The organism is Winogradskyella pulchriflava (assembly GCF_042434315.1).
In the GTDB taxonomy this organism is placed as follows: Bacteria; Bacteroidota; Bacteroidia; order Flavobacteriales; family Flavobacteriaceae; genus Winogradskyella; species Winogradskyella pulchriflava.
The window spans coordinates 230940-245285 of record NZ_JBHLTQ010000003.1; the positions used below are offsets into that span (position 1 = coordinate 230940).

At 33.0% G+C, this 14346-nt stretch carries 14 protein-coding genes; 8 read left to right on the plus strand and 6 right to left on the minus strand.

All coding sequences use genetic code 11. From position 1 onward, the window contains the following. Position 1 precedes the first annotated feature (1 nt). On the minus strand, positions 2 to 763 hold the full coding sequence (locus tag ACFFGA_RS07205; RefSeq protein ID WP_386061757.1) for an MBL fold metallo-hydrolase: 762 nt from the start codon (positions 761 to 763) through the stop codon (positions 2 to 4). A gap of 89 nt (positions 764 to 852) precedes the next feature. Here ACFFGA_RS07205 and ACFFGA_RS07210 point away from each other — a divergent pair, with 89 nt between their 5' ends. Next, positions 853 to 2307, plus strand: coding sequence for a TonB-dependent receptor (locus ACFFGA_RS07210; protein ID WP_386061760.1), 1455 nt, complete (start codon positions 853 to 855; stop codon positions 2305 to 2307). Positions 2308 to 2375: 68 nt separating this feature from the next. Here ACFFGA_RS07210 and bcp read toward each other — a convergent pair whose 3' ends face one another. Further along, complete coding sequence (gene bcp, locus ACFFGA_RS07215; protein ID WP_386061763.1) at positions 2376 to 2831, minus strand: thioredoxin-dependent thiol peroxidase; 456 nt, start codon at positions 2829 to 2831, stop codon at positions 2376 to 2378. Positions 2832 to 2866: 35 nt separating this feature from the next. On the opposite strand from bcp, the gene ACFFGA_RS07220 reads away from it, so the two are divergent. Next, the gene (locus ACFFGA_RS07220; protein WP_386061765.1) at positions 2867 to 3523 is read left to right on the plus strand and encodes an endonuclease III domain-containing protein; all 657 of its coding nucleotides are present in this window, start codon (positions 2867 to 2869) and stop codon (positions 3521 to 3523) included. 47 nt (positions 3524 to 3570) lie between these two features. After that, entirely contained in the window at positions 3571 to 4122 is a 552-nt protein-coding gene (locus ACFFGA_RS07225) for a hypothetical protein (protein WP_386061768.1), read from the plus strand. A 29-nt stretch (positions 4123 to 4151) separates the two neighbouring features. Here the strand turns inward: ACFFGA_RS07225 and ACFFGA_RS07230 are convergent, their stop codons facing one another. Both ACFFGA_RS07230 and ACFFGA_RS07235 read right to left on the minus strand, forming a co-directional pair. Further along, the gene (locus tag ACFFGA_RS07230) at positions 4152 to 4295 is read right to left on the minus strand and encodes a hypothetical protein (RefSeq protein WP_386061770.1); all 144 of its coding nucleotides are present in this window, start codon (positions 4293 to 4295) and stop codon (positions 4152 to 4154) included. A gap of 57 nt (positions 4296 to 4352) precedes the next feature. Then, entirely contained in the window at positions 4353 to 4937 is a 585-nt protein-coding gene (locus ACFFGA_RS07235) for an RNA polymerase sigma factor (RefSeq protein WP_386061773.1), read from the minus strand. A 234-nt stretch (positions 4938 to 5171) separates the two neighbouring features. Here ACFFGA_RS07235 and uvrA point away from each other — a divergent pair, with 234 nt between their 5' ends. From uvrA to ACFFGA_RS07250, 3 genes are read left to right on the plus strand one after another with little or no spacing between them, the layout of a single operon-like run. Beyond that, positions 5172 to 7961 (plus strand): excinuclease ABC subunit UvrA, encoded by a 2790-nt coding sequence (uvrA, locus tag ACFFGA_RS07240; RefSeq protein ID WP_386061776.1) that lies wholly within the window; start codon positions 5172 to 5174, stop codon positions 7959 to 7961. Between the two features lies 1 nt (position 7962). Further along, entirely contained in the window at positions 7963 to 8640 is a 678-nt protein-coding gene (locus tag ACFFGA_RS07245; RefSeq protein WP_386061779.1) for a hypothetical protein, read from the plus strand. An 18-nt stretch (positions 8641 to 8658) separates the two neighbouring features. Continuing rightward, a complete protein-coding gene (locus ACFFGA_RS07250; protein ID WP_386061782.1) occupies positions 8659 to 9231 on the plus strand; it encodes a hypothetical protein in 573 nt (190 codons plus the stop codon). A 3-nt stretch (positions 9232 to 9234) separates the two neighbouring features. Here ACFFGA_RS07250 and ACFFGA_RS07255 read toward each other — a convergent pair whose 3' ends face one another. Next, positions 9235 to 10305 carry a DUF3667 domain-containing protein gene (locus ACFFGA_RS07255; RefSeq protein WP_386061785.1) on the minus strand — a complete coding sequence of 357 codons (1071 nt, stop codon included), beginning with the start codon at positions 10303 to 10305 and terminating at the stop codon, positions 9235 to 9237. A gap of 212 nt (positions 10306 to 10517) precedes the next feature. Between ACFFGA_RS07255 and ACFFGA_RS07260 the strand changes: the two genes are divergently transcribed. Both ACFFGA_RS07260 and ACFFGA_RS07265 read left to right on the plus strand, forming a co-directional pair. Continuing rightward, the gene (locus ACFFGA_RS07260; RefSeq protein WP_386061788.1) at positions 10518 to 11201 is read left to right on the plus strand and encodes a hypothetical protein; all 684 of its coding nucleotides are present in this window, start codon (positions 10518 to 10520) and stop codon (positions 11199 to 11201) included. Between the two features lie 174 nt (positions 11202 to 11375). Then, a complete protein-coding gene (locus ACFFGA_RS07265) occupies positions 11376 to 12698 on the plus strand; it encodes a hypothetical protein (RefSeq protein WP_386061791.1) in 1323 nt (440 codons plus the stop codon). A gap of 166 nt (positions 12699 to 12864) precedes the next feature. On the opposite strand, the gene ACFFGA_RS07270 is transcribed toward ACFFGA_RS07265, so the two are convergent. Beyond that, on the minus strand, positions 12865 to 14325 hold the full coding sequence (locus ACFFGA_RS07270; protein WP_386061793.1) for an oligosaccharide flippase family protein: 1461 nt from the start codon (positions 14323 to 14325) through the stop codon (positions 12865 to 12867). Between the last annotated feature and the right edge of the window lie 21 nt (positions 14326 to 14346).

Here is a 14346-nt window from a genome sequence, read left to right on the forward strand (position 1 = left end):
CTTAAATGGTAATTTGTAAGTTATCGTATGCTAAAAAAACGTTTTTAGGTAATTTTTGTTGTACATCGTCATGAAAGCCCAAATGATGGCTAATATGTGTTAAATAGGCACGTTTTGGGTTTACTTTCTCAATAAAAGCTAGTGCTTCTTCTAAATTAAAATGCGAAATATGTGGTTTTTCCCTTAACGCATTAACCACAAGAACCTCAAGGTTTTGAAGTTTTTCAATTTCGGCATCAGGCACAGTTTTCATATCTGTTAGATAAGCAAAATCACTAAACCGATAGCCAAACACCTGAAGCTTATGATGAAGTCCATCAATTGGAGTTACAAAGAGATTACCCAATTTAAACGGTTTGTTTTTTACTACATGAGTTACGACATTGGGCACACCAGGATATTTAGTTTTTGTTGTAAATATATAATCAAAACGCTTTTTCAAAGCTTTAAAAACACGTTTGTGTGCATAGAGGTCAATATCCCCTTGTCTAAAGAAGAATGGTCTAATATCGTCGAGTCCCATGGTATGGTCAGCATGTTCGTGCGTAAAAACAATTCCATCAATTTTCGAAACCTTGGCATTGAGCATTTGCTGTCTAAAATCTGGGCCACAATCAATAACATAACAGTAATCATCCCATTCTACTAAAACAGAAACACGTAATCTTTTATCTTTTTCATTCTCACTTAAACACACAGGATGAGTGCTTCCTATTATTGGGATTCCTTGCGAAGTTCCAGTGCCTAAAAACGTAATTTTCAATACTATTTTGTTTAAAACAAAAGTAAGTTTATTTTTTTGTTTGCAATAGTAAATTAATACCTTTGTAATGCTACTTAAACCCATATTCTATGAAGGACATAACGTATAAAGGCGACACGGAATTTGAAAATATTCCCTCTCTCAAAGACAAAGCCTTACGTATAAATCTTAATGCTGACATTTACGGCACATTTGCCGAGATAGGCGCAGGACAAGAAACTGTTCGTCATTTTTTTAGGGCTGGTGGTGCTTCTGGCACAATTGCTAAAGCAATGTCTGCTTACGATAAAGATTTTAGCGATGCTATTTATGGTATTGAAGATGATAAACGTTATGTAACTGAGGCTAGGCTTAGAAAAATGCTAAACCACGAAGTGGGTTTAATGGAAGAGCGTATTACTAGAGACAAGCATCCTAATAAAATATTCTTCTCGTACGCTAATACGGTTGCAACTATAGATTTTGCAAAAAAATATAAAGGCCATGGATGGGTTGGTATTAAGTACCAAGTTGGTCCAGACCAAGCCTATAATGATATTGTGCTACATATTCGTTTTAAAGAAACGGATGCACGTTTGCAACAAGAAACATTAGGAAAACTTGGAACAAACCTTATTTACGGTGCTTTCTATAAATACAATCAACCGCGTAAATTACTACGCTATTTATACGACCATTTAGACAAGGATCAACTAGAAATTGATACTATAAATTTCTCAGGTCCTGTTTTTAAAGATGTAGATAACCGATTAATGAGTTTACAACTTGTTAAAAACGGAATGACAGATGCGGTTATGTTTGCACCAGATGGTAACAACGTATTACCTGCTCGTGTACTTTACAAAAAAAACATTTTAACGCTTAGAGGTAGTTTTAGACCAGTTACCAAAGTAAATATGGACATGTTTGAGAAATCTTACGAAATGTTCATTAAAGAAAATAAGGTTGAAAAGGAAAAAACACAAGTTATCTTTGAAATTACCCTTTCTAACTTAAGAGCTGAAGGGAAAATTGATGAGCAGGATTTTATGGATCGTGCTAAACTATTGTGTTCTTTAGGACAAACAGTACTCATCTCTAACTTCCAAGAATATTACAAATTGGTTGAGTATTTCTCTCAATATACAAAAGCTAGAATGGGCTTAGCGATGGGAGTAAACAACTTGGTGGATATTTTTGATGAGAAATATTACCGTCATTTAAGTGGTGGTATTCTTGAGGCCTTCGGAAAATTATTCTTCAAGGACTTGCGTGTTTATCTATATCCAATGCAAAATGACGATGGTAGCTTAACTAATAGTGAAAACCTTAAAGTACATCCACGCATGAAAGAACTTTACAAGTTCTTTAAATACAACGGAAAAGTTGTTGACATCACTGATTTTGACACCTCTAACCTATCTGTATTCTCTAGAACAGTGCTAAAAATGATAGCATCTGGAGAAAACGGCTGGGAACAAATGTTACCAGAAGGTGTTGCAAAATTAATTAAAGAAAAGAGCTTGTTTGGTTGTGAATCTGAAGAAGTGATCCACAAAAATTAAAGCAACAAACAATAAATTAGAGCGACCTTTTCAAGCCTACTCAACGTAGTCCAGAAAAGGTCGTTTTTTTATGCATTTAAAATCTGATCAGTGTGTATTTTAGCTTTCACTTTGTCTATTACACGCTCAACAATACCTTCTTCATTGATAATAAAGGTCATTCTGTGAATGCCATCAAATTCTCTACCCATAAACTTTTTTGGTCCCCAAACACCAAAAGCATTAATAACTTCTTTATCTGTATCAGCCAATAAAGGGTAAGGAAATTTATACTTTTTCTTAAAATTTGATTGTCGTTTTTCAGAATCAGCACTAACTCCTAAAATTTCATACCCAGCGTCCTGTAACGCTTTGTAGTTCTCACCAAGATTACAAGCTTCAACAGTACATGTTGGTGTACTAGCCTTAGGATAGAAGAAAACCACTAGTTTTTTTCCTTTATAATCGGATAAAGAGATTAAATTTCCATCTTGGTCATTTACTGAAAAGTTTGGTACTTTATCACCTGTCTTTAATGTCTTCATATTGTTTATTAAATTTGTTGATGTAAAAATACAACATGACAAAACAAGAAAAGGTAGATTTTGTAATAAATACATTAAATAAACTCTATCCAGAAATACCGATTCCATTAGACCATAAAGATCCTTATACATTGCTTATAGCAGTTTTAATGTCTGCTCAAAGTACAGATGTTAGGGTAAACCAAATAACACCTCTTCTTTTTGAGCGTGCTGATAATCCTTACGATATGATTAAGCTCAGCGTTGAAGAAATTAGGGAAATTATAAAACCTGTTGGCTTATCTCCAATGAAGAGCAAAGGTATTCATGGTCTGTCTCATATTTTAATTGACAAACACAACGGACAAGTACCAAAAACGTACGAAGAACTTGAAGCATTACCAGCAGTTGGACACAAAACTGCAGCAGTAGTTCTGTCTCAAGCCTTTGGAATACCAGCATTTCCTGTAGATACACATATCCATAGGCTAATGTACCGTTGGAACTTAACCAACGGAAAAAATGTAGTGCAGACTGAAAAAGATGCTAAACGAATTTTCCCTAAAGAACTTTGGAATGATCTTCACCTTCAAATTATATGGTATGGTAGAGAATATTCTCCAGCACGTGGTTGGGATTTAGAAAAGGATATTATTACCAAAACAATTGGTAGAAAATCTGTTTTGGATGATTATTACAAAAAGAAAAAATAAGTCTTAACTGGTACAATTATTGATGCTTTTCTTGAAATCATCAATCAATGAAAAGAGTATTAATTCTTGTTTCACTAATCGTTCTGACGTCTTGTATTCCGTATAAAATTGCTCCAAAATTTAAGAATGAAGACTATAAAATAACAAGAGCAAAAAAGTTTCAACGCAAGTTATCCAGAGAAATATCATTTATCTTTAAAGATCCAAAGGATGCTGATGAATTCTATAACTACATTAATAAAAAGTATAATTTAAATCATAAAGACGTTGGCTTAAACACGCCATTTCAACTTGAAGGCAAAACTTTCTACCTGTCTTACACTGAAGTAGAACGTACCGATGAAAAATTAGCGTTACCACTAGTAATTACTGATCTAAGACGTAGCAGTAATGGAAACGACCCATTGTTTGAAGGAAAATACACAACACGCAAAGGGCACTGGTATATTCTCTTAACCGTTTATGATGAGGATATAAAAAACTGCTTATTAAGTAAACATCCTATGAGGTCGCAAATTATTTCTTACCTCAAGAAGTTAAAGCAAGAATATTTAACCACCCAGAATTACGAAGAACTGTTGTTTACAAAAAAATCCTGACTTTAAATAAATCAGGATTTTTCTTCAACTTAATTTAGAAGTGCTTCAAACTTCAATTTATTATAATTTATAACACTTAAAGCCTTAGAATAATCCAAAAGGAAACTCACAGTCTCATCTTTTGGTTTTAGGTTGTCTTTTTTTGGGGAAGCATTAGAGTAAATTTTTTCCATATTAATAATTTACAGGTTATTATATGGTTAAAACGCAACTCTAAGTGCATTATTGTATCAATTTGTTAAAACTATATTATTTTGTTCAATAACCTTTCGCATATTTATTAGAGCATAGCGCATTCTTCCTAGTGCAGTATTGATACTAACACCTGTACGTTCTGATATTTCCTTAAAGCTCATATCTTGGTACATACGCATTAAAAGCACCTGTTTTTGGTCTTCTGGAAGTTCTTCAATTATGCGTCTAACATCAGACTCTACCTGGTCTTTAATCATATTTTTTTCAGCATTTAAGCTCGAGTCGCTCAATACAGAAAAAATGCTAAATTCACCAGCATTATCAAACTTAGGCATACGACTGTTCTTTCTAAAGTGATCAATAACCAAATTATGAGCAATACGCATTACCCAAGGTAAAAATTTACCTTCTTCGTTGTATTTACCTCTTTTTAAGGTTCTAATGACCTTAATAAAGGTATCTTGAAAAACATCTTCAGTAATATCTCTATCGTAAACCTTAGAATAAATAAAACTGTAGATTTTCTGCTTGTGCCTTTCTATCAATACCGATAGCGCACTTTCGTCTCCTTTTATGTAGTTGCTAACCAACTCTGCGTCTTGGATAAGTTCTTTTTTCATAATATTACTCTTAGTAGCCAGAATCTAGATTCTTAGCTTGGGGTTTTAGCTTTTCTTAAAGTAATATTATGTTATACGCAGTTGTGTTTTAAATGATTATGTGGTAAATATAACAACAATCATTCCGAAAATGCAAAAAAAACTACCAAATTTTAACATTTTATCGGAAAAAATGTTCCTTTAATAGATGAATAAGATATAGTATCTTTGCAAGATTATATTCTTTAAAATCCTATGAACACTACTGTTTTAGACGTAAGTCCAAAAAAAAATATCATCATAAAAGGTGCAAAACTGCATAATCTAAAAAATGTTGATGTCGTTATTCCCAGAAATAAATTAGTAGTAATTACAGGATTATCTGGTTCTGGAAAATCGAGTTTAGCCTTTGACACCTTATATGCAGAGGGACAAAGACGCTATGTAGAAAGTCTATCGAGTTATGCAAGGCAGTTTTTGGGCAGACTAAACAAACCTAAAGTAGATTACATAAAAGGTATTGCGCCAGCTATTGCCATAGAACAAAAAGTAAACTCTACCAATCCACGCTCTACAGTAGGAACCACAACAGAGATTTACGATTATTTAAAATTGTTATTTGCAAGAATCGGAAAAACTTACTCTCCTATTTCTGGAGATGAAGTAAAAAAACATACGGTTACAGATGTTATAGAATACATTTCAAAATTTGAAGAAGGCAGCAAACTTCTACTCTTATCACCAATAACACTAGAGGAAGGCAGAACTGTAGAAAACAAACTACAAACGCTACAACAACAAGGTTATGCCAGAATTAAAGTGAAAAATGACGTGCTGCGCATTGATGATGCTTTAAAAGAAAACATTACCTCTGATAAAAATTTATTTCTAGTTGTAGACAGGATTGTCTACAAGGATGATGAAGATTTCCTTAATAGATTGGCTGATGCCATAGAAACTGCTTTTTTTGAAGGAGTTGGCTCTTGTATCATTGAATCATTATCAGATAAAAAACAAGTACAGTTCAATAACAAGTTTGAAATAGATGACATGACGTTCCTAGAACCCAATGCGCATTTATTTAGTTTTAATAATCCTTATGGTGCTTGCCCTAAGTGCGAAGGCTATGGTAATGTTATTGGTATTGATGAAGATTTAGTGATTCCAAATACAGCACTTTCAGTTTACGAAAATGCTATTTTTCCTTGGAGAGGAGAAAGTATGAGTTGGTATAGAGACCAATTAGTGAACAATTCCCATAAATTCGATTTTCCTATACATAAGCCCTATTTTGAATTAAGCGACAATTATAAAGCTTTAATATGGTCTGGAAATGAATATTTTGAAGGATTAGATAGTTTCTTTGCTGAGCTAGAATCTAAAGCCTACAAAATTCAAAATCGTGTAATGCTCTCACGCTATCGTGGCAAGACCAAATGTAATGTCTGTAAAGGCAAGCGCTTACGTAAAGAGGCTAGTTACGTAAAAATAAATGGTGCAACGATTACCGATTTAGTGGATTTACCACTTAATGAATTATCAGAGTTTTTTAAGGCTTTAGTTCTTAACGACTATGAAACAAAAATTGCCAAACGCTTGTTGACTGAGATAAATACACGTTTAGAGTTTTTGTCTAACGTAGGTTTAAATTATCTAACCTTAAACAGAAGATCTAACACGCTTTCTGGTGGAGAAAGTCAACGTATTAATTTGGCAACATCATTAGGAAGTAGTCTTGTAGGCTCTATGTATATTTTGGATGAACCAAGTATTGGCCTACATCCAAAAGACACTGAACGTTTAATTTCTGTATTAAAATCATTACGTGATTTAGGTAATACAGTTATTGTAGTTGAGCACGATGAAGATATAATGAAAGCTGCTGATGAGATTATTGATATAGGGCCTGAAGCTGGTACATTTGGTGGAGAAATTGTGGCTACAGGTAATTTTAATGATATTTTGGCTTCAGATACACTAACCGCCAAATACCTTAACGGTCAGTTAGAAATCAAAGTTCCGGAAAAACGAAGAACCTCTAAATATGCCATTGAAATTATTGGTGCACGCGAAAACAATCTAAAAAACATAGATGTAAAGTTTCCTTTAGAAATGCTAACCGTAATAACTGGTGTGTCTGGTAGTGGTAAGAGTACTTTGGTAAAAAAGATATTATTTCCGGCAATCCAGAAGAAACTTACTGGTTTTAGTGATAAGGCTGGTCAATTTACCGAGATAAAAGGAAACCATAGCAATGTGCAGCATGTTGAGTTTGTAGACCAAAATCCTATTGGTCGTTCATCACGCTCTAATCCTGTTACTTATATTAAAGCTTATGACGATATTAGGTCTTTATTTGCTTCTCAAAAATTAAGCAAGATTAGAAACTACCAAGCCAAACATTTTAGTTTTAATGTAGATGGAGGACGATGCGAAACTTGTAAAGGTGAAGGAGAAGTGACCATAGAAATGCAATTTATGGCAGATGTGCATTTAACTTGTGATACCTGTAATGGCAAACGTTTTAAGAAAGAAGTTTTAGAAGTCGTGTTTGAAGGTAAGTCTATCGATGATATCCTCAATATGACTATTGATGATGCCATAACGTTCTTTAAAACCCATAAGCAAACGAAAATAAAGAATAAATTACAACCCTTACAAGATGTTGGCTTGGGTTACGTAACTTTAGGACAGTCCTCTTCTACTCTTTCTGGTGGTGAAGCACAACGTATTAAGCTCGCGACATTTTTAGGCAAAGGTAGTAAAAGTGATAATGCACTCTTTATTTTTGATGAACCTACAACCGGATTGCATTTTCACGATATACAGAAGTTGTTAAAATCCTTTCAAGCATTAATAGCAAAGGGTCATTCTATTATAGTTATAGAACACAATATCGATTTGATTAAATGTGCGGATTACATTATTGATTTAGGGCCTGAAGGTGGAAAACATGGTGGACAATTAGTGGCTTTTGGTACACCCGAAGAAATTGTTGAAAATAAGAATTCTGTAACTGGTAAATATCTTAAAGAGAAATTATAGTATGGATTTGCCAAAGGGATTTCACCAAGAAGTTATTGAAGCTAGGGAAAACAATCTTGAGAATGTAAGTGATATGAGTTCTAGAGTTTCAGTACAACCGTTGAAACCAGGAGGTTCAAATTTTCAAACCCATGTACTTGTTGAAAAATCTTCATCTAAAATTATATATAGACCTTCAACTGGAGGTATATTATTTGTATTGCTCTTTTTTGGTATCGGTTTAGGATTTGTTATTTATAATTTGTTTGATAGTACAGGTCAAGTAGCCTCACCTTCACTAATTAATTTCTTTAGTTTGACTTTTGGATTAATATTTACGTTTTTTGGCTCTTACATGATGTTTTATTTGTTCAAACCTAGAGTATTTGATAGGCATTTAGGCTTCTATTACAAGAGTTATAAATTTAAACCGCATCATGTGAATCTCGTAAACCAGATAAGACTCAATAATATCATTGCCATACAAATCATTGGAGAAACAATTAGAGATGATGATGGATCTTATGGCAGCTTTGAGTTAAATCTAGTACTAGATGATAATACACGAAGAAACGTTGTAGATCATGGCAATCTAAAATCTATCATCAATGATGCGCACATATTAAGCGATTTTCTGAATATTCCAATTTGGCACGCCAAATCACAAGGAGATTCGACTTCCATTGATTGGAAAGATTAATTCTTATTTAAGTTAATAATGGATTTAAGAGAAATCAAAAAATACACATCTACTGAGTTTATGTATTCTGGTGGTGCTAGTTTTAAAACACACAAAGCTAAACAAGAAACCAATGCATTTAAATTTGTGCCTACATTAAAGTTTGCCATGTACACATCTATGTACTTATTACTCTCAGTAGGTTGCTTTTATACAGGAAAACACTTATTCTTTATAGACAGTCCCATTTCTATAATTGGTCTGTTACTACTTGGTGCTTCCTTGGTTTTCTTGTTCGGATTTTTTTATTTTCTTAAAGACTATTTAAAATCTATTGTGTTCAGTAAAAACCTAAACTATTACTATAAAGGTTTTATTAATATCAAATTTCTAAGAGATGATAAAGTGGATTTAAACAACATAGCAGCTATACAAATTTTAGGTGAAATAACGTCTGAAGCACTTGCACCATTCAATAGTTTTGAATTAAACTTAGTTCTTAAAGACTCTGAGCGCGTTCACATTATTGATCATTCTAATCTAAAATCAATAATAGATGATGCCAATAATTTATCAAAGTTTTTAGATGTTCCTATTTGGACTAACGAATAAGTTTTAATAAAAGAAGAACGCAATAACGCCTAAAATTGAAACTGATAAAGGCAACACAAACAATAAGAACAAAAAGCTAACCAGTCCACTTTTTATAAAACTTAAAAACCAATTTTGCCCATAAAATTTAATAATGGCAATAAGTAGGTAAAAGAACGTTGACATTGCAATAAGCCAATCTATCCAATCTGGTATTGGCAAAAGCCTATTCAGCCCAAAAACCAAACTAAAGACCACAAATAGAAAAGAAAAATAATAAAAACTAAATACCAAATGATGCGCGTATCTACCTTTATTGTAAAAGAACAGCTTTAATAAAAGTGCAAATATTGGTAACAAAAAGAACATAGCCAGCGGAATACTATCAATAAAGGTTTGATAGATTTGACCCAATCCCATAGTTTTATAAAACTTTAAACCTTGAGCATAGAACTTTCTTTCAAAGTACCCAGCATCATCACTCATACCCATGTAACTGTAAAGTTCTTCATCAGTTTTTCCCAATGCAATTAAGGAATCCATTTCCTTTTCATTGAAAGAAAATGAAGTATTCAAGTCTTTTTTCGGAATCTTAATTTTAGATAAAGAATCTACAACTTTTATATCGTCTTCATCTAATCCATAAACTAGTTCTTTGTTTTTTATTGGATCTAGATACCTATTAACTTCAATAGAATCTTTAGCTTTTAAACTATCCATAGCTTGGATTCTTTCATATCTGCTATCAAGTACTCCTTGCATATTTTTGTCCAACACTTCTCTACCCTCTCTAACATAGATATTAAAAATAAAGAAGAAAATAACGGCTACAAATAGGTACATCTGAGCAGGATGAAGGTATAACAACCGCTTACCTTTTATGAATTCCTTAGCCAAATAACCTGGCTTAGTCATTAAAGGGATAAAGCTTTTGAAAAAGCGTGCATCAAACGAAAAGTAATTACTAATGGTGTTATAAAACAACACACCAAGTGTTAGTTCATCATTCGTCTTTTGCCCACAATGCGGACAAAACCGAAACCCATCATCATAAGGTTGGTCACAATTTTGACATGTATTTTGTTTGGCTTTCATTTCTGTTGGTTAGTCTGCATTAAAAATAATGAAATTTCTAATACAGTTATAAATTTATTAGCAGATGGATTAATAAAAAACAATTTAAATAAACCACCAATCACCTGTTAACTAATACATTACATTTCTTGGCACGCTAATTGAAAACCACTTATCAAATAGCGTAAGCCGAAAAGCTAAATATGAGTAGGCACAATCTAAATTTTACAACTATGAAAAAATTAGTTTTACTTTTTACAGGAATGTTAATGGGATTAACATCTGTAACCGCAGCAGAAAACGTTTCTGCAACACAAAGTACAGATTTAGATCTTACATCACGCTATCGTTATGCACAACCTATTTTGTTTGTAGAGCGTGGTGTAGAATTCTTAATCTTTGCTGATGGTAGCTTCGATTTTAATACCGAAGTATTTTCTACAATACCAGACAATGACAATTACTACTACAAACGCCCTAATACAAGAACTAGACGAAGCACAAACAGAACTTACGGTGCTCCAGGAACTCAATATCGCCAAAGCGAAAGAGGTATTTTGGTATTGCATGATAATCTTGGTCGTGTAAGACGTATTGGCAATGTATTTATCAATTACGACAGACATGGTAGAATTAAACGTGCTGGTACAGTTTATATGAGTTACAGAGGAAACCAACTTAAACAAGTTGGCGGATTGCAAATTCTATACAATAGACATGGAGACGTCATTGGTACAAGAGGACAGGTAAACTTCAGCAACCAAGGTTGCGGCTTTTGTGGAGTTACTGGCTGTACTGTAGATCATTTTAATTATCACTCACACTACGATGATTGGGATGATGATTGGAACGATGATGAATATTACTATTACAAAAAGAATGGTAAAATAAAAAAGAAGAAGAAAATAAAGAATTGAGATTTTGATTGATTTATAAAGACCATTTGATAAAATGGTCGAGAACCCTGAACATTTCCCCAGATGCTTCAGGGTTTTATATTTAATGTGAAAATTATGAAAATCAGATAGTTAACTTTTTTGGCACGCTGTTTGTTTAACACTAAATGAATTTAATTTTAAAACCCTTTAACTATGAAACGGATTCTATTTTTCTTTGCAAGTTTAGTCGCTATGAGCACCACTGCATTCGCAACCACCACAACATCAACAGAAGCTGATGCTTCAATTAATAACTATGTGAGAGGTTATAGTAATTCTTTCATATTTAACGAAGGAGGTATTGAATTCTCTGTTTATAGAGATGGTCAGTTTGACTTCTATATACCAAATTACGGTCCAGATGTAAATGTAAATATTGACACTCCTGGTTTTACTCTAAGCTTTAACTCTGGTTATGATTACCACCCATATGTACAATATGATAGCTTTGGTGCGATTATTCAAATTGAAAACACACCAATATATTATGATTACTACGGAAGGGTAAACCAAATAGGTAACATTTTTATCACATATAACAGTTTTAACAGAATTAGCAGAATTGGTGGCTTAAATGTTTATTATAGAAACAATGTATATTGGAGATATGATGGTTATATCAACATCTATAACAGAGCTTATGTTTACAGACCATGGCACAGGTTTTACATTATTCCACCAGTTAACTTCTGTGTAGTTAATGTAAACCCATACAGACAATATTATACACCTGTAAGACATATCTACTACAGACCTTATACAAATAATGTAAGATATTATAATGTTAACGGAAGACGTGGGAGCAACAAAGTTACAACTCGCAACAATAGTAACAGATATGTACAGACTCCAAGAAATAGTAGAGAGCGTGCCATACAAAGAACTGTTTCTACTAGAAATGCTGAAATTACAAGAACAAGATCTACACGACTTGCTGAAAACACAACAACACGTTCAACAACAAGATCGACTCGTAATGCTAATGCCAGTACATCTAGAACCACTATAAGCCGTAATAGCGAAGCTACAACAGCACGTTCAACAACAAGATCTACCCGTAATACTAATGCAGGTACATCAAGAACGACTATAAGCCGTAATGGTGAAGCTACAACAGCACGTTCTAACACTAGAGTTTCGACTCCAAGTAGAACTGCAAGGTCTAATAATAGAGTAACAACACCGTCAAGTTCAACACGTACAGCTACTGTTAAACCTGCGAGAAAAACAGATAATAATGTGACCAGAACTAGAGGTTCTGTGTCTAATAAAATAAATAGAACAAAAAGTACTTCGGTAAGAAAACCAAACGCGACTCAAACTCGTACATATAGCAGAACAAACACACAAAGAAGTAATTCAAGAAGTACAGTTCAAACAAAGAGAAAAACATCTTCAGTATCGAAAAGACCTACAACAAGTAGAAAAAGTAACCAAAGTTCTACAAGGTCTAGCACAAGACGATCTAGAGGATAAAAGATAAAATGATTTTTTTGGTTGGTTAGTAGAAGTCCCGTATGATGTATGCCTCAGAGCACCTTACGGGATTTCTCATTAATAATTCCTACGAAAGTGGGAATCTTTTTTGTATTCATAATTAGGAAGTTTTCTAAACTTATATTTCACATTAAAACAGTTAAGTTTACTTCAACCTTAAATACTTTTTAATCTGCGAATTAATATCATCAGAAACATTCAATTTGTAGATTAAAGCAAAATATAAAATTCCTATTAAAAAAGACTTGAGTACAATATTTGCAATAGGATTAAAAGGGAATTCCCAAAAATACATCACAGCAGACAAAACAATTAAAACCAAAACAATCTTTAAAGATGAACTTGAGAAAGGCTGTATATTAAACTTCTTCTTTACAAAAATAATTTTCACAGTATTGTATACAACAACAGCCAAAAAAGTCGCAAAAGCTGAGCCGTCAATTCCATAAACTGGTATAAAAACAAAATTCAGGATAATTGCTATAATTGCCAGTAACACACCAAAAATCAATACCATTCTGTAATAATCGCTATTGAATAAAATAGCATTATTATTACCCAAACTATTATCATAAAGCTTAGCCAGACTAATTATAAGAACAACAAAAAGTCCACCTGTAAACTCTTCTGGTAAAATTTCATAAAGTTGGTTGATATTCAGGATAATTAAAAGGAAGATAAAACCACTTACCACAAGCAAACTCATAGAACTACGCTTGTATAAATCCTCTAAAGCCACTGTATCATTTTCATTTAGATACTTTGCGGTTAAAGGCATCATAATTTGATGCATGGCACGTTGTGGTACAGCTATAACTGTAGCAATAAATATGGCAACACTATAATAAGCTACTTGTTCAATATCCTCAAGCATTAAACCAATCATAAACTTGTCTATATCTAGAATGAGCATAGCCACAGAACCAGCAATAATCATAAGTCCTGCATACTTTAGTATCGATGGTAGCTTTTCAATTTTTTGAAATTTAAACTTTGGAAATCTTACCGAATAAGCATACATTTTCATTATAATCATTCGCAAAACATAAACACCAACCAGTGCTAAAATAAATTGATCTGCATTGAGCCAATCAAGGTAAACCGCAAATAATAAAACCATAATGCAAACACGATGAAATATTTCTTTCATCACATTACCAAAAACAGTTTGCAACTGTACTTTAGACCACGCGTAGAAAATCTCAAAATAAGCCATTGCAATAGCAATTATAAAAATGTGCCATACATAATCTCCAACTATTGGGTTTTCTCTTGAGAGTAATGAACCAATCGTTTCATAGGAAAAATATCCGATAATTGCTGTTGGAATTATAAAGGCTAAGGGTAAAAACAACATCAATATTAAAAAACTATTGATGGTACTTTTGGACTTGAAAGACGAATAAAACTTAATAATAGCATTATGAACTCCAAATGCCATAAACGGCATCATTATATTTGCTGCAGAAAGCAAAAATGCTACCAATCCATAGTAATCGTCCGTGAGAAAGTTGGTGTAGAGAAACAGTGTATTAATAGCACCAATACCAAAACCTAAGTACGTACTTATTGTGTTTTTGAAAGATTGATTTAATACAATGCCCATAGTGCTACAAATTACAACTAT

What these genes read in the sequence shown, in the direction of transcription:
- ACFFGA_RS07210 (WP_386061760.1), top strand. Translation starts at nt 853, where the DNA reads ATGAAGGACATAACGTATAAAGGCGACACGGAATTTGAAAATATTCCC.
- bcp (WP_386061763.1), bottom strand. Translation starts at nt 2,831, where the DNA reads ATGAAGACATTAAAGACAGGTGATAAAGTACCAAACTTTTCAGTAAAT.
- ACFFGA_RS07220 (WP_386061765.1), top strand. Translation starts at nt 2,867, where the DNA reads ATGACAAAACAAGAAAAGGTAGATTTTGTAATAAATACATTAAATAAA.
- ACFFGA_RS07225 (WP_386061768.1), top strand. Translation starts at nt 3,571, where the DNA reads ATGAAAAGAGTATTAATTCTTGTTTCACTAATCGTTCTGACGTCTTGT.
- ACFFGA_RS07230 (WP_386061770.1), bottom strand. Translation starts at nt 4,295, where the DNA reads ATGGAAAAAATTTACTCTAATGCTTCCCCAAAAAAAGACAACCTAAAA.
- ACFFGA_RS07235 (WP_386061773.1), bottom strand. Translation starts at nt 4,937, where the DNA reads ATGAAAAAAGAACTTATCCAAGACGCAGAGTTGGTTAGCAACTACATA.
- uvrA (WP_386061776.1), top strand. Translation starts at nt 5,172, where the DNA reads ATGAACACTACTGTTTTAGACGTAAGTCCAAAAAAAAATATCATCATA.
- ACFFGA_RS07245 (WP_386061779.1), top strand. Translation starts at nt 7,963, where the DNA reads ATGGATTTGCCAAAGGGATTTCACCAAGAAGTTATTGAAGCTAGGGAA.
- ACFFGA_RS07250 (WP_386061782.1), top strand. Translation starts at nt 8,659, where the DNA reads ATGGATTTAAGAGAAATCAAAAAATACACATCTACTGAGTTTATGTAT.
- ACFFGA_RS07255 (WP_386061785.1), bottom strand. Translation starts at nt 10,305, where the DNA reads ATGAAAGCCAAACAAAATACATGTCAAAATTGTGACCAACCTTATGAT.
- ACFFGA_RS07260 (WP_386061788.1), top strand. Translation starts at nt 10,518, where the DNA reads ATGAAAAAATTAGTTTTACTTTTTACAGGAATGTTAATGGGATTAACA.
- ACFFGA_RS07265 (WP_386061791.1), top strand. Translation starts at nt 11,376, where the DNA reads ATGAAACGGATTCTATTTTTCTTTGCAAGTTTAGTCGCTATGAGCACC.
- ACFFGA_RS07270 (WP_386061793.1), bottom strand. Translation starts at nt 14,325, where the DNA reads ATGGGCATTGTATTAAATCAATCTTTCAAAAACACAATAAGTACGTAC.